The sequence below is a fragment of the Phaeocystidibacter marisrubri genome (assembly GCF_008933165.1).
Classification (GTDB): Bacteria; Bacteroidota; Bacteroidia; order Flavobacteriales; family Schleiferiaceae; genus Phaeocystidibacter; species Phaeocystidibacter marisrubri.
Genome location: NZ_WBVQ01000003.1, coordinates 23334 through 38866 on the forward strand (window position 1 = coordinate 23334; position 15533 = coordinate 38866).

Consider the following 15533-nt stretch of genomic DNA (forward strand, 5'->3'; position numbering starts at 1 on the left):
AAATTTCGACCAAGTTACGTAATAAGTGTCAATTTTACACTAAGTTTGTCTTTCTCGAATTACAACCGAATATGTCGAAAGCCATCAAGACTTTAGCTGTATTGACTTCTGGAGGGGATGCTCCGGGTATGAATGCTGCCATTCGCGCCGTGGTTAGAACTGCCGTTTTTTATGAGAAACGCATTTTTGGCATCAAGCGTGGGTACGACGGTTTAATTGAAGGAGATTTTGAAGAATTGAACTCAAAATCGGTGAAAAATATCTTGAACTTAGGGGGGACAATTCTGAAGTCGGCCCGAAGTGAAGAATTTAAAACCGAGGCTGGACAGATGAAAGCTTACGAGCAACTTCAAAAGCACGGGGTTGATGGTTTGATTGTCATTGGAGGGAATGGCACCTTTACAGGGGCGCATCGCTTTTTCGAGGCCCACGGTGTTCCAGTAATTGGCATTCCTGGAACCATCGACAATGACTTATTTGGGACAGATTACACCATAGGGTACGACACAGCAACTAACACAGTGGTAGATTGCATCGATAAAATCCGCGATACAGCGTCTTCGCACAATCGCCTCTTCTTTGTGGAGGTGATGGGGCGTGATTCCGGTTTCATCGCCATGAATACGGCTGTTGCCATTGGGGCGCTAGATGTGATTTTACCCGAACAGAATAAGTCGTACGAAGACTTATTTGTGGAAATAGAAAAGGGGGCAAGCAACAAGAAAACATCCAACATTGTGGTGGTTGCAGAAGGGAACAAGCTGGGTGACAGTTTTTCTATTGCCAATAAAGTGCGAGAGCACTTCCCTCAACTCGATACAAAAGTGACCATCCTCGGACACCTACAACGCGGCGGAGCACCTAGTTGCTTTGACCGTGTCACCGCTAGTAAATTGGGCGTTGCAGCAGTTGAAGGCCTGCTCAACGGACGATTTGATGTAATGGCGGGTATGGTAGACGAAGAACTCACCTATACATTCCTGCAACAAGCAGTGATGAATAAGGCTCAGCTCGATCCAGAAATGTTACGAATCTCTAAAATCCTCGCTATCTGATGAGAAAGATTGCAATCAATGGGTTCGGTCGTATTGGACGACTGACTTTCCGAAACCTTTTAGAAAAAGGTGGACTTGAAGTAGTGGCTATCAATGATCTTACCGATACCAAGACCTTGGCTCACCTGCTCAAGTACGACACGGCTCACGGCAAATTTGACGGAACCATCAGTCATTCGGAAGACAGCTTAATTGTGAATGGCAAAACCATTCGCGTTTACGCTGAGCGTGATCCTGAAGCTCTTCCATGGGGAGAATTAGGAATCGATGTAGTTCTCGAATCTACCGGTATTTTCCGCGATGCTGAGAAAATGTCGAAGCACCTCAAAGCTGGAGCAAAGCGAGTTGCGCTAAGTGCACCGGCAAGTGGTAAGCTCCTAACCATCGTGAAAGGAGTGAACGACGAACAACTCACTTCAGAAGAAACGCTGTTCTCTAACGCAAGCTGCACCACCAATTGTTTAGCTCCAATGGCCAAAGTTTTGGATGAGAAGTTTGGCATTGTGAAGGGGTTCATGACCACTATTCACGCCTACACCGCCGACCAGAATTTGCAAGATGGTCCTCACAAGGATCTTCGCAGAGCGCGTGCGGCAGCTCAAAGTATGATTCCAACTTCAACGGGTGCCGCCGTAGCGGTGGGATTGGTCCTTCCAAAGTTGGATGGAAAATTGGATGGATACGCCATGCGCGTTCCTACCATTACAGGTTCTGCCACAGACTTAACTGTGGAGTTGGAGAAAGCGGTTACCGCAGAAGAAATCAATGCAGCTATGAAAGAGGCTGCAGAAGGAGAGCTCAAAGGAGTTCTCGAATATACCGATGAGCCGATTGTGTCTACCGACATTATTGGTAATAAGCATTCTTGCATCTTTGACAGTGACATTACTTCGGTAAATGGGAACATGGTTAAGGTACTGGGATGGTACGATAACGAAGCCGGATACTCAGCTCGAATGGCCGATATGGTTGAGAGAGCTGCTAATTTGTAAGTCGGCCTAACTTAATTCTGACCGCATGATATTTATCGCTGAAAGCGGATCGACGAAGTGCGATTGGGTCCTTATTGATAAGGGTGGTAAAGAGGTGGGGCGTTGGAGCACAATGGGCTTCAACCCTTACTTTCATTCGTCGGATTTGATTCGTCACAAAATGAGTCAGGAACGCGGTATGGCGCCCTATTTACTAGAGGTGCAGAATATCTGGTTCTATGGCGCGGGTTGTTCCACAGCTCAATTGAAAGCCATTGTCATTGACGGTTTACAACAGGTGTTTCCCAATGCGGAAATCCATGTAGATCACGATCTCAATGCAGCCGCGTTTGCCTTATATCAAGGCAGGCCAGAAATTGCTTGTATTCTCGGAACAGGCTCCAACAGTTGCTACTTCGATGGCATTAACGTTCGTGAAGAGGTTCCAGCACTGGCCTATATTTTAGGTGATGAGGGCTCCGCCAGTTGGATTGGAAAGCGTTTGGTAGCAGATTTCTTGTACAAACGATTACCGCAAGATCTTCATGAAGCATTTGTAGATACCTACAAGACGTCAAAAGATCAGATCATTCAACGTGTTTATAATGAACCTCACGCCAATGTTTATCTGGCTGAGTTCTCCCGATTTGCTGGAGATCATGCGGGCCACAGTTGGATTAGAGCCATGGTAGCAAATGGCTTTGCCAAGTTCTTGGACATTCATGTGAAATGCTATCCAGAAGCAGAATCTGCCGAGGTGAACTTTGTCGGTTCTGTGGCGAAGCAATTTGAAGACATCCTGAAGAAGGAAGTCAAGAAGGCCGGATTGCAATACGGAAGAACTCAGGCTAAACCGGTGAACCTGTTGGTCAATTACCACATAGAGCGCTTGGGCGTTCTCGAGCTACTCAAGAAAGTATGATTAGGGGAATAATCTTCGATTTAGACGGAGTAATCGTCGATACAGCAAAGTATCACTTCTTAGCTTGGCGCCGTATGGCAAAGGAGCTAGGGGTAAACTTCACCGAAGAGGAGAATGAGCAGCTCAAAGGTGTGAGTCGCCGCGGATCGATCGAGAAAATCATGCGTTGGGGAAATATTCAGCTCTCCGAGGCAGAGATAGAAAGATGGATGGCCATCAAGAACGAGTGGTATTTAGAGCACATTGCAACCATGGATGAAGGTGAAATTCTTCCCGGTGCAAGTGATATCATTCGTCAGGCAAAAGATGCTGGACTGTCCATTTCGTTGGGTTCGGCCAGCAAGAATTCTCGCGTGATTTTAGAGCGAGTAAAGCTCATTGATGAGTTCGATGCCATCGTTGACGGAACGGTCGTTTCTGCATCAAAACCAGACCCTGAAGTGTTTCTCACGGGTGCAGCACAACTGGGCTTACCTCCTGAAGATTGTTTGGTGTTTGAAGATGCTCAGGCTGGCGTTGAAGCGGCCATCAACGGCCACATGAAAGTGGTGGGTGTGGGTTCACCAGACATCTTGGGCAAGGCTCACATTGTGATTCCTAACTTAGAGGGAATCCGACTTCAAGAAGACATTATCAATAAAATATAAGTGCATCCATGGAGAAGCGCTATCTCGAAATAGACGAGTGGAAGATCGTTGAAGAAGGCTGGGACCCAGCGAACCACATGAAGAGTGAGAGTATCTTCAGTATTGGTAACGGCAGAATGGGGCAACGCGCCAACTTTGAAGAGACCTATTCGGGCAACACCCTTCAGGGTAGTTATGTGGCGGGAGTTTATTATCCCGACAAAACGAAAGTGGGTTGGTGGAAGAATGGATATCCTGAATACTTCGCCAAGGTTCTCAACTCCGTGAACTGGATTGGAATCAATATTTCTGTAGATGGTGAGCAGCTCGATTTGAATGCCTGCGCAGTATCAAATTTCCGCAGAGAACTTGACATGCAGCACGGATTGTTGTCTCGTTCTTTTGATGTGAAATTTACCAATGGCAAAACCCTTCGTATAGATTCTAAGCGCTTCTTGAGCTTGGTGAGAGATGAGGTAGGTGCCATTGCGTATTCCTTTACTCCTGTGAATTTTGAGGGGGCGGTTGTCGTCACTCCTTACCTAGATTTTGACGTTGAAAACCATGACGCCAACTGGGAAGAGAAGTTTTGGGATAGCGTTGAAGAACGCGTAGCGGCTCAAAAGGGCACGGTTACCGCCAAAACGAAGAAGCTCGATTTCCAGGTGAGCGCCGCCATGCGATTCGAAGTTGCAGAAGGCGATCAGCACATTACACTTTACCCGAACACGGATCAACGTGAGAAATTCGTTTCAAACACTGTTGAGCTCCGTGTAGAACAAGGGAAGACGTATACCATTTACAAGTATGCTGGTATCACGTCGAGCATGAATTACAAAACCAAAGACCTCGCACTTGCTGCCGATACATTGGCCAGTGAAGCAATGCGCGATGGTTTTGATGCCTTGTACGAAGAACACGCAAATGCATGGTTGGAGAAGTGGTCTACCAGTGATATCATCATTGATGGCGACCCTGCAGCACAACAGGCTATTCGCTTTAATATCTTCCATCTCTTCCAAACCTTCACCGGAGTAGATCCTCGATTGAACATCGGACCAAAAGGGTTTACCGGAGAGAAATATGGTGGGTCTACCTATTGGGATACCGAAGCGTATTGTTTGCCATTCTACCTCTCTACAACCGATCAATCTGTGGCTAGAAACCTCTTGATTTATCGTTACAATCACCTTCAAAAAGCGATAGAGAACGCAGAGAAATTGGGCTTTACCAATGGAGCTGCTCTGTATCCAATGGTGACAATGAACGGGGAGGAGTGTCACAACGAGTGGGAAATCACCTTTGAAGAAATTCACCGAAATGGCGCCATTGCTTACGGTATCTTCAACTATGTTCGTCATACACTAGATCGCGATTATCTTCACGAATACGGCTTTGAAGTTCTTTTGGCCATTAGCCGATTCTGGGCACAGCGCGTGAATTGGAGCGAAGCGCGTGGTAAGTACGTGATGCTCGGTGTGACAGGACCCAACGAATACGAGAACAACGTCAACAATAACTTCTACACCAACAAAATGGCCACATGGACCATGGCGTATACCTTGGAGGTCATTGACGAGCTAAAGGAAAACCATCCTGACGCTTATGCCAAGTTGGTAGAAAAGACTCATTTTGACGAAGAAACGGAGACCAAAGAGTGGCATGAAATCATTGCCAATATTGCCATTCCGTTTGATGACAAGCAGCAAGTTTACCTACAGCAAGATGGATTTTTAGACAAAGATTTGCGTCCAGCTTCATCACTCGCGGTAGAAGAACGTCCGATTAACCAGCATTGGAGCTGGGATAGAATTCTGCGTTCATGCTTTATCAAGCAAGCAGATGTATTGCAAGGATTGTACTTCTTCGAGCATCAATACGACAAGGCCACCATTCGCAGAAACTTCGATTTCTATGAACCGATGACGGTTCACGAGAGCTCGCTTTCGCCTTGTGTACATGTGATTTTAGCGAGTCGAATTGGCTATGGTGAAAAGGCTTATGAACTGTATCTCCGCACTGCTCGTCTCGATCTTGACGATTACAACCGCGAGGTTCACGAAGGACTACACATCACCAGTATGGCTGGAACTTGGATGTCGGTAGTGCAAGGATTTGGAGGAATGAAGATCATAAAGGAGAAGTTGGTGTTTGAACCGCTGCTTCCTGAAGGATGGAAAGCCCTTCACTTTATGTTGCGCTGGCGTGGAGCTGTGCTAAAAGTGAATGTCACCCACTCCACCTTGAAAGTGGAGAATGTATCCGATGTGGAAGCGGAGTTCCACTATGGTCCGCACGTTCACAGAGTGGCGGCCAATGGTGAAATCAAACTCGAATTAACGAAGTAACTCGTCATGAAAAAGCATCTAGCCCTTCTCGTTTTTATTCCGCTCATTGCTTGTCAGTCTCAAAACGAACCCAGCGTGAGCTATCCGGAAAATCCGGTAATTACGAAACTAGCAACGGCTATTCAGCTTGGAAATGATGGTGCGGAGATCAATGAATTCGATTACCTCGGAAAGCCTGCGGATTCAGTAAAGTATCCAGAAGGAGTTAGAGTAAGTCTGCCAGACACCCTCGGTTTTTCATACGTAGAACCAGAGAAGAATCTACCGATGGAATCCGTGATTACCCTGTATTCAGGTGGATTTGGATATGATATCATCATGCATCGTTCGCGCAGAATGGAGGTGGAGATTTCCGTTCCGGCCGATATGTTCGATTCAGCTCCTACTCTTTTTGGAACCTTTAATGCCTGGAATCGCACAGCAGATACTATGGTGTTAAAAGGAGATTCTTGGACAGCGGTACTTGAACTAGAACCTGGCATCCACGAGTACAAGCTCTTCCACAACGAAACGGAATATGAGAATCCAACGGCCGATCGAGTAAGTAATGGTATGGGGGGCTTCAATTCCATTATTGAAGTGAAGCCCAAAGGAGAAATGCCCGTTGAATTGCAAACAGCTGGAGATTTAGAAGAAGGAGTAATCAACCTAGAAAACAATCTAGGTCCTGATCAAAAGCTGATTGTTCTTTGGGAGAATTATAGACTACCAGAGGAAAGCATCTCCTATGAAGAGGAAAAGATTGCCGTGAATATTCCGGTTGCTGCCAAAACAGCTGGGCGTTCTACTCTGCGCTTTTTCTCAGCCAATGAAGCGGGTTGGACCCGTGAATTGAGAGTGCCATTGTTAGATGGCAAGCCCATTATGGATGCGGCGAAGCTCGATAGGGGCGATTGGAATTCAGCACGTATGTACTTTATGATGGTCGATCGATTCGCCAATGGAGATTCGACCAATGACGATCCCATCAACAGTCGAGAAGTATTGCCACAAGCCGACTTTAGAGGAGGCGATATTGCAGGAATTCTCCAAAAATTGCGCGAGGGTTATTTCGATCAATTAGGCGTAAACACCATCTGGTTGTCGCCTATTACTCGCGGTCCAAGGGATGCGTGGGGGCTATGGAATAAAGGGGGTGTGACCACTAAGTTTTCGGCTTATCACGGATATTGGCCAACCAGTAATACGCTCATTGATTCGCATTTTGGCAACCCTGAACTCGTTCATCAACTATTGGATGAAGCACATGCGAAAGGCTACAATGTAGTGCTGGATTATGTAGCCAATCACATTCATCAAAATCATCCCCTTTACGAACAACATCCAGATTGGGCCACCAGCTTGTATTTGCCCGACGGAAGTTTGAATACAGAGAGATGGGACGATCACAGACTCACTACTTGGTTCGACAATCACCTGCCCACGCTAGATTTGCGAAAGTGGGAAGTGGTTGACCCAATGACCGATTCTGCCATCACTTGGGTTACCGACTACGACTTTGACGGATTCCGTCACGATGCAACCAAACACATCGATCTGCTCTTTTGGCGCACGTTAACCAAGAAGGTGAAGCACCGCGTGACGGATGTAACCGGCAAAGAGATTTACCAGATTGGTGAAACCTACGGTTCGCCAGAACTCATTGCTAGCTACCTTTCAACGGGGATGTTAGACGCTCAATTCGATTTCAACGCTTACGATGCTATTGTGGGTGTGCTAACAGATTCAGCCATTCCAATCGAGCGGATTGTAGATGTAATGAACAACAGCTGGAACTACTACGGTCAGCACAACACCATGGGTTACATTTCTGGCAATCAAGATCGCTCTCGCTTCATTTCCATTGCCTCCGGCGACGTTTCCCTCAGTGAAGATCAGAAGTTGGCGGGATACACGCGGCACATTGGAAAACCCTCGAAGGAAGGATATGAGAAACTCGCCTTACTACAGGTGTTCAATCATAGCATTCCCGGAATTCCTGTAATCTATTACGGAGATGAATACGGATCTCCCGGAGCGAATGATCCAGATAATCGCCGTTTGATGAAGTTTGACGATTTGGATGCTGATGAAGTGCGTTTGCGGGAATGGGTGAGCGAGTTAGAGCGACTTCGTTCTTCCGAAATGGCATTGGTATACGGTACTGCGGAAATTGAAGCCATGGACGACAGAGTCATACACATCACTCGTAGATACTTGAACACTCAGATAGATATCTACATAAACAGAAGCAAAGAACCTATTGATCTTCCATCCATCCCATCCAATGCCATCACGCTGTTCGGTTCTCGCTCAATAGATGGTCAATTGGGAGGAACATCAGCCCTAATCCTTAAAACAATTGCTCCATGAAGAAGCATTTCATTGCTGGTTTGGCAGCGGTAACCTTACTCGTTGCATGCGATAATAAGTCTAAGTCTACTTCGACGGAAACCTCATCCGAGTTTGCATCTAACATAGGTTGGAAGTCGACCGCATCTATCTACGAGGTCAATATCCGTCAGCATACACCAGAAGGGACGATTGCTGCCTTCACGCAAGACCTAGATCGGATATCGAGAATGGGAGTGGGTATCCTTTGGATAATGCCTGTGCAGCCAATTGGCATGCAAGGGCGTAAGGATCCTAAAGACAACGGTAAATCTTTGGGTAGTTACTATTCTATCTCTGATTATACCGCCGTTAATCCAGAGTTTGGAACCGAAGCGGATTTCAAGGCCATGGTAGATAAGGCCCATGAATTGGGGATGAAAGTGATTCTAGATTGGGTGGCCAATCACACCGCATTTGATCACCATTGGGCATCAGAGCACCCTGAGTTTTACAATCACGATGAAAATGGTGACATCAGTGTAGCGAGAAACAATGACGGAACGCTAACGGATTGGACTGATGTGGCGGATTTAAACTATGACGAGCCAGGGTTACACAAGGCCATGGTGGAAGAGATGAGTTGGTGGATTAGTCAATTTGATATTGATGGATTCCGTTGTGACGTTGCGGGATATGTTCCACATGAATTTTGGCAATCTGCCATTCCACAATTACACGATGTAAAAGACGATATTTTCATGTTGGCAGAGTGGGATGAGCCTTACTTGCACGATGTATTCGACATGACGTATGGATGGGATTTCCATCACCGCACAAATGAAGTGGCCAAGGGCAAAGCTTATGCAACCACCTTTGACGATTACAAACGTCATCTCGATACGGCATATCCTGCCGATGCTATGAAAATGCTCTTTACCACCAACCACGATGAGAACTCTTGGAATGGTACTGTTTACGAGCGTTATGGTGATGGTCATAAGGCGTTCTTTGTATTGTGTGCTACCTATGAGCATGGCATGCCGCTGATCTACAGTGGTCAGGAAGCAGGTCTTGATCACCGTCTAGAGTTCTTCTACAAAGACACTGTCACTTGGAAGAATCCAAATTTGGAGGCCTTCTACGCCATCGCCATCAAAACCAAAACGGCTAACCCTGCACTTTGGAACGCTCCCGATGGAGGAGAGCAGGAGAAAATCACTACCACGAACGATGCGAATGTATACGCCTTCACTCGTAAGAAAGGAGACAATACGGTGATTGTATTCATCAACTTGTCCAATGTACCTACAAGTTTCACCTACAATGGCAACATCGAAACCAACACCTATGAGGAAGTGTTTACCGGAAACCTACTCAACTTGGAATCTACCGGAGCCATGGATCTAGGTCCGTATGAGTACATGGTATTTTCTTCACAGATAACTGGAGTAGAATAATGAGGACCATTGCCTTAATAGCGCACGATGGAAAGAAGGCGGATATGGTCACTTTTCTTCGAAACAATCTCACTTTATTCAAGAGAGCTGACATTGCCTTGGTGGCTACGGGCACCACAGGTGGACATGTAGAGCAAGCGGGGTTAACCGTACAAAAAGTGCTCAGTGGTCCTAGAGGTGGTGATGCGCAGATTGCCGCGCGATTGGCAGTGGGCGAGATTGATGCAGTCTTCTTCTTTCGAGATCCCTTAGACAAGCATCCACATGAGCCGGATATCGCAATGCTCATGCGTTTATGCGATGTTCACAATATACCCTTGGCAACTAACCCAGCAACGGCAGAACTAGTTTTTGCAGGCTTGTTGGCGGAGTAAGAACCTAATTCAACAAGAAATGGCAGCGAATCAACCTATGCACGCTGACTCTTCCAAAGTGAAGAAGCCCTCCCTTTCACTTGGCTCTGTAATTAACCTCAGTATGGGATTCTTAGGAATTCAGATGGGTTTTGGCCTACAGAATGGAAATGCCAGTAGGATTTTAACTGACTTTGGTGCCGATGTCCACGAGTTGAGTATGTTCTGGTTAGTTGCTCCGTTCACTGGTCTGATCGTCCAGCCGATTATTGGACATATGGGTGATAATACTTGGGGGAAGCTTGGGCGACGGAAGCCTTATTTTTTAGTGGGTGCGATACTCGCAGCGTTGGGTCTCATCTTCCTTCCCAATTCAGATGTCCTCGCCGGAGAATCACTCAAGGCTACTGAATTCTTAGGGCTTTCGGCGATCTTATGGATGGGAGTGATTTTTCTAGCACTCATGGACGCCAGCTTTAACATAAGTATGGAGCCATTTAGGGCGCTAGTTGGTGATATGCTTCCAAAGCGTCAAGGCACTCTCGGGTTTAGTGTTCAGACTATTCTGATAAGTGTAGGGGCAATTCTGGGTTCATTGCTTCCTAAGATTTTGAACACTGTTTTCGGTATATCCAATGAGCCTATTGCTGGTTCTGTAGCTCCAAATGTGGTCTGGTCATTCTATGTAGGCGCCATTATTTTAATTGCTACCATTCTGTATACCATCGTGACGATTAAGGAGTATCCGCCTGAAGATTTTGCGAAATTTCAGGGAACTACAGAGAAGAAAGAAAAGACCAACATGTTTGCTGACATCTTTAGAGACACGCTTAAGATGCCATTGAGAATGAGGCGACTTGCTCTCGTTCAATTCTTTTCATGGTTCGGATTGTTTACCATGTGGGTTTATACGACCAATTCTATCGCACAGAATGTGTACGATGTAGAATTAGGGGCTGCCGATTATATGGATTTGAAAGAACGCTTGTTGGAGGTTGATACATCTTCATTTGATAAGGACAAGCTCAAAAGTTATCACAAGGCGGTAGAAGGATTGGTCAATTTGAATCCGAGTTCGGAAGATAGGTACTTCATTAACAGTTCCATTTCATCGTTTGTAAGTCAAGGAATATTGATGGATGAATCGAAGATTTGGGAAGAAGTGGTTCAGCTTAAAGATTCGAAACCTGAACTCTTTAAGGGTATACTTGAAGAAAGATATGAATTGGTTCAAAGCTCCATAGACAAGGGAGATGATATCGTTGTTGGAAGTGCTCTTACTTCAGCAGTAATGGAACATGGAAGTATTGAAGGGCTCGAACTAATAAGTAAGCTAAAGAGCCTGGCGAAGGAACATCAAACCGCAGGGGATCAAACTGGAGTGATGTTCGGGATCTACAATTTTATAGCACTCATTTTTGCCTTTCTCTTGAATCCACTCGCCAAGGCGACGAGTAGAAAGTTTGTACACTTTGCGTCTCTGATGTTGGGCGGCGTTGGATTGATCAGTCTTTTATTTGTTCACAATGCAGACTACTTATGGGTAAGCATGATAGGAGTGGGGATTGCTTGGGCAAGTATTTTGGCGATGCCTTACGCTCTGTTGATAGATTCATTACCTGCCAATAAGATGGGGGTGTACATGGGAATATTCAACTTCTTCATTGTGATTCCTCAAATCATCAATGGATTTATCGGAGGCCCGATTATTCATTCCTTCTTCAATGACTACAGCATCAATTACTTGATGTTTGGAGGAGTATTCATGGTTCTGGCAGCTCTATTTACCCTGCGTATACGTGAACCCTTATTCAGCCATCCAAATGAACCTTTGGTTGAGTAAACTTTGCGAAATGAAGGAAAGGCGACGAGGGAATTCGTCGCTTTTTTTATTGGACAAAATAACGACCAATGGTCTAGTTCTTCGTGAAGTTTAAAGCGCTAAGCCGCGTTCTTCGGCGAATGCAGAATTGTCCGTAAAATGTCTGCTTGAAAAAAGGCGAATAATGCTGTGGGATGCTTCGTGGGTAAAAATAATTTGCCCACCTCCCCGTGATGCCAATCTACCAGATTTTCACCTGATAAGCCATTTTTAACCGAATACAATCGTTTGCAAACAGCAATGTCATTCCCCATGATCTGCTTCGTACAGATCAAATTCAATCAACTGAACACTGATGTCGGACTGAATGGGGTGCGCACTGTTGGGTGCAGCGCCTTTTGGCACGAGTTGATAGGCTGATTCGGTCGACTGAATTCTATCTGATAGTCGAATATGAGCGTAACGCTCTAGGTAAGCTTTAAATGACCAGTAAGAATTGGTGGCCGCGTCTGTTTCAAGAATGGTACCCGACTCAAGATTGTCGCGTAGAATGCGCACATCGTGCAGTTGATCGCTGTCTCGACCAACTTTCCCAGCCGTATAAACAGAGATTCCAATCCCCACCCCGATAAGCACCCATCCAGAGATTTGAAGAACCACATTCCTGCGCCATTTGCTGGTTGTCTTTTCGATGATCGGACGCAGCATACTTGCAAAGGCCAGTGCAAAGAAAGGAATGACTGGAACGAGATAGTGACCGTATTGATACGTAGTGAGCATGAAGGGAACACTTCCAGCAAGTCCCATAAAGAGCAAGGCGGAGATACTTGGACTCCATTGCAATCTCTCTTTGTTGATACGAGAGAAGATTGTGCCCACCAGAATTGTAAGTCCAAATGGTACGATGAGGTTCTCCAGAAGGACTTTTACAATTGTGAAGGAGTTGTCGGTGGTTCCAACGCTATTCAGACGGTTGGCAGTCCGCTCAAAGAGGTAGATGTCCAAACTTTCTCGAGCGGGTTCGTACATGTAAAGGGCAAAGGTTGCAATGCCCGCAACTACCATCATAATCACAACTTGAAGAATGCTCTTCCAAAAATTCTTTCTTTCAGCAAGAGCGAAGGCAACCGGTGTAGTCCACACAAAAAGTGCAGGTAAACCTTTCACCATGAAGCCGCAAACTACAAGGAGTCCTGCCCAAGCGGCCCAGTAGAAATGTCGAGTGTCAGCCTTGAATCCTCTGTAGGCTGCCATCGTTCCACCTAACACAAATAAGCCCATGGTGTTCTCGAGCATGTTGTTGCGGAAAGACCACATCACCAAGGGAGTGATGACCCAAAGAAGCACGGGAAGCCAAGCCATTTTGTAATGCGTTGGCCAAATCATCCGCCAAAATTTTACAATAAGAACGGCAGTGATGATGAACGTAACTCCAGTGTAGATGCGTTCCGTGTGAATTCCGGAACCAAACAGTTTGTAGAACAATGCCATAAAGCCAAAGGCCAATGGCGGGTGCTCATGGAAAGTCGGGCTTGCCATGTGCGCTTCCGAAAAATAGGGGAACCAAAAAGTGCCTGTGCCCTCGGCTAGGTTTCTACCTACCGCAGAATAGATGACAGCGTCCATGAACATACCATCCATCACCAATAGAGGGAGGATAAGTAGAACACAAATTCCAGCTGTAATTAATGCAGGGCCGTTTGTTAGAATTCTCTTCACACCGCAAAGTTGAGGAATTTAGCTTTAAGCATCATTCAAATGGCTCATTGCTTACTTCTAGAATGTGAATGGTGTAGGGAAGGAGTTTGAATGAGTTCTCCAAATGGATGACTTCGCCTGTAGGGAAATCCGTTGATCCGTGCACTTCAAATTGGCGGTGACCCCAAAGGACTTCATCGTACTTGCCAAAGTCAATCACGCGTTCTTTGCTTCCGCCATTCATCAAGATGATAAAAGTTCTATCATCTGCCTGACGAGTGTAGGCGTATACATCATCTGTAACAGCCCACTGTTTTAAGGTGCCGACAGAAAGAGCAGGAACGTCTCTTCGCAGTTGACCCAAGTGTTGCGTGAATTCAAAAGCCTCTCGCTCTAGATCACTCAGGTTATCTACTTCAAATTTGTTGATCGTATCTTCTTTCCAGCCACCCGGAAAATCCTGACGCATTTTACCGTGACCATCGGTTTCTTTCATCAAGATTTCTGTGCCGTAGTAAAGGCAAGGAATACCGCGGGTAGTTAGCATAAATCCTATACCCATCTTGTACTTGCGTATGTCTTCACCAATCATTCCGAAGAAGCGCCCCTCGTCGTGGTTATCGACAAAAGTTACCAATCGGTTGGGGTCAGAATAGAGGTAGTCGTGGGCCAATACGTAGTACATTTTCGCAATGCCTGAACTCCATCCCGGATCGGATGTCAGTGCTTCTTTGATGGCAAAGTAGAGTTGGAAGTCCGTTACGCTTTGAAGGTGTGAATTGAAGGCGCGATCAACATTATCACGCACAAACCAGTATTGTGTGGGTTCGTGATGGACCCATGTTTCAGCGAAAATGAAGAAATCAGGATAGCGATGAAGCAAGGTGCTATCTAGGATCGCCATGAATTTTTGATCGGGATAAGCATAGGTGTCAATTCGGAAAGCATCAATATGAAACTCATCAATCCACCAAATGCTGTTTTGAATAAGCCAGGTAGCCATGTGAGGGTCGCGCTGATTCACATCGGGCATGTGATGGTCAAACCAGCCGTCGCTCATCTTCTTTTGGTCAAAGTCGGATGCATATGGATCCATCAGAGCGGTTGCTCTATAGTTGGTTCCCGTATATTCTTTCCATTGGTTGAACCAGGATGTAGAAGGTGGGTCGCGAAATAGGTAATGCTGATCTCCAAAGTGATTGTAAACCATGTCCATTACAATCTTCATATCTCTATCGTGAAGTTCATCGATCAAGTCTCGGTATTCTTCATTAGTTCCATTTCGGGGATCTAGCTGGTAATGATCGGTGATGGCATAACCGTGATAAGACGATTGATACTCGTTGTTTTCCACAAGTGGACTAATCCAAAGGCCTGTGATACCCAAACTCTGAATGTAATCAAGATGATCTGTTATGCCTTCAACGTCTCCGCCATGACGTGCATAGGGTTCTGAACGGGCAATGGAGTCTTCGTTCATGCTCGCCACCACGTCGTTCTTCGGGTTTCCATTCGCGAAACGGTCGGCGGTAATGAGGTAGAGATAGTCGGAGGCCGATAAACCATGATGGTGTGCTTCCTTTGGTTTAACGGTCCATTTTACGGACTCAGATATTCTACCTCCTGTAAATGTGAACGTTACATCTTGTTCCTGGGAAACGGGACTTACGTTAACTCGGATGAAGATATAATGCGGATTGTCTGCCAGTGAAAACGATGCGATAGTGACATTCCTATTGTCAGATATAACATCTTGAACATGATTCAAGTCGATACCTTTTACCAATATTTCCAATCGATCTCCATCCGAATCGGGTCGCCAAGAAGGGGGATCCATTCGTTCGATAGAAAAATTTTGGGCCATGCCAAATTGTGAGAAAAGGGCGAAAAGGATGATGAATGTTGTGATTCGGCGCATAACAGGTCATGTAATAAGTGTCCAAATTACACGAATTCTTTTGACACCTG

Annotated in this window: 11 protein-coding genes; 9 read left to right on the plus strand and 2 right to left on the minus strand. The window is 45.8% G+C overall.

Features of this window, described 5'->3' with window-relative positions; translation table 11 throughout:
* The first annotated feature begins 71 nt into the window (after window positions 1–71).
* The 9 genes from pfkA to F8C82_RS14780 are packed head-to-tail and all read left to right on the plus strand — an operon-like array spanning window position 72 to window position 11888.
* A complete protein-coding gene (gene pfkA / locus F8C82_RS13285) occupies window positions 72–1055 on the plus strand; it encodes a 6-phosphofructokinase (RefSeq protein WP_151694110.1) in 984 nt (327 codons plus the stop codon).
* On the plus strand, window positions 1055–2047 hold the full coding sequence (gene gap, locus F8C82_RS13290; protein WP_151694111.1) for a type I glyceraldehyde-3-phosphate dehydrogenase: 993 nt from the start codon (window positions 1055–1057) through the stop codon (window positions 2045–2047). Before pfkA ends, gap begins: the two co-directional genes overlap by 1 nt.
* A gap of 25 nt (window positions 2048–2072) precedes the next feature.
* Window positions 2073–2948 carry an ATPase gene (locus F8C82_RS13295; RefSeq protein WP_151694112.1) on the plus strand — a complete coding sequence of 292 codons (876 nt, stop codon included), beginning with the start codon at window positions 2073–2075 and terminating at the stop codon, window positions 2946–2948.
* Window positions 2945–3595 carry a beta-phosphoglucomutase gene (pgmB, locus tag F8C82_RS13300; RefSeq protein WP_151694113.1) on the plus strand — a complete coding sequence of 217 codons (651 nt, stop codon included), beginning with the start codon at window positions 2945–2947 and terminating at the stop codon, window positions 3593–3595. The genes F8C82_RS13295 and pgmB overlap by 4 nt, the downstream gene beginning before the upstream one ends.
* A gap of 8 nt (window positions 3596–3603) precedes the next feature.
* Window positions 3604–5922, plus strand: coding sequence for a family 65 glycosyl hydrolase domain-containing protein (locus F8C82_RS13305; RefSeq protein ID WP_151694114.1), 2319 nt, complete (start codon window positions 3604–3606; stop codon window positions 5920–5922).
* 6 nt (window positions 5923–5928) lie between these two features.
* Entirely contained in the window at window positions 5929–8274 is a 2346-nt protein-coding gene (locus tag F8C82_RS13310; RefSeq protein WP_151694115.1) for an alpha-amylase family glycosyl hydrolase, read from the plus strand.
* A complete protein-coding gene (locus F8C82_RS13315) occupies window positions 8271–9692 on the plus strand; it encodes an alpha-amylase family glycosyl hydrolase (RefSeq protein WP_151694116.1) in 1422 nt (473 codons plus the stop codon). The genes F8C82_RS13310 and F8C82_RS13315 overlap by 4 nt, the downstream gene beginning before the upstream one ends.
* The gene (locus tag F8C82_RS13320; protein WP_151694117.1) at window positions 9692–10066 is read left to right on the plus strand and encodes a methylglyoxal synthase; all 375 of its coding nucleotides are present in this window, start codon (window positions 9692–9694) and stop codon (window positions 10064–10066) included. The genes F8C82_RS13315 and F8C82_RS13320 overlap by 1 nt, the downstream gene beginning before the upstream one ends.
* A 19-nt stretch (window positions 10067–10085) precedes the next feature.
* Entirely contained in the window at window positions 10086–11888 is a 1803-nt protein-coding gene (locus F8C82_RS14780; protein WP_170266266.1) for an MFS transporter, read from the plus strand.
* Window positions 11889–12170: 282 nt separating this feature from the next.
* Here F8C82_RS14780 and F8C82_RS13330 read toward each other — a convergent pair whose 3' ends face one another.
* Both F8C82_RS13330 and F8C82_RS13335 read right to left on the minus strand, forming a co-directional pair.
* Window positions 12171–13586, minus strand: a complete 1416-nt coding sequence (locus F8C82_RS13330) for an ArnT family glycosyltransferase (protein WP_151694118.1) — start codon at window positions 13584–13586, stop codon at window positions 12171–12173.
* Between the two features lie 31 nt (window positions 13587–13617).
* Complete coding sequence (locus F8C82_RS13335) at window positions 13618–15402, minus strand: alpha-amylase family glycosyl hydrolase (protein WP_170266267.1); 1785 nt, start codon at window positions 15400–15402, stop codon at window positions 13618–13620.
* Between the last annotated feature and the right edge of the window lie 131 nt (window positions 15403–15533).

What these genes read in the sequence shown, in the direction of transcription:
- pfkA (WP_151694110.1), top strand. Translation starts at nt 72, where the DNA reads ATGTCGAAAGCCATCAAGACTTTAGCTGTATTGACTTCTGGAGGGGAT.
- gap (WP_151694111.1), top strand. Translation starts at nt 1,055, where the DNA reads ATGAGAAAGATTGCAATCAATGGGTTCGGTCGTATTGGACGACTGACT.
- F8C82_RS13295 (WP_151694112.1), top strand. Translation starts at nt 2,073, where the DNA reads ATGATATTTATCGCTGAAAGCGGATCGACGAAGTGCGATTGGGTCCTT.
- pgmB (WP_151694113.1), top strand. Translation starts at nt 2,945, where the DNA reads ATGATTAGGGGAATAATCTTCGATTTAGACGGAGTAATCGTCGATACA.
- F8C82_RS13305 (WP_151694114.1), top strand. Translation starts at nt 3,604, where the DNA reads ATGGAGAAGCGCTATCTCGAAATAGACGAGTGGAAGATCGTTGAAGAA.
- F8C82_RS13310 (WP_151694115.1), top strand. Translation starts at nt 5,929, where the DNA reads ATGAAAAAGCATCTAGCCCTTCTCGTTTTTATTCCGCTCATTGCTTGT.
- F8C82_RS13315 (WP_151694116.1), top strand. Translation starts at nt 8,271, where the DNA reads ATGAAGAAGCATTTCATTGCTGGTTTGGCAGCGGTAACCTTACTCGTT.
- F8C82_RS13320 (WP_151694117.1), top strand. Translation starts at nt 9,692, where the DNA reads ATGAGGACCATTGCCTTAATAGCGCACGATGGAAAGAAGGCGGATATG.
- F8C82_RS14780 (WP_170266266.1), top strand. Translation starts at nt 10,086, where the DNA reads ATGGCAGCGAATCAACCTATGCACGCTGACTCTTCCAAAGTGAAGAAG.
- F8C82_RS13335 (WP_170266267.1), bottom strand. Translation starts at nt 15,402, where the DNA reads ATGGATCCCCCTTCTTGGCGACCCGATTCGGATGGAGATCGATTGGAA.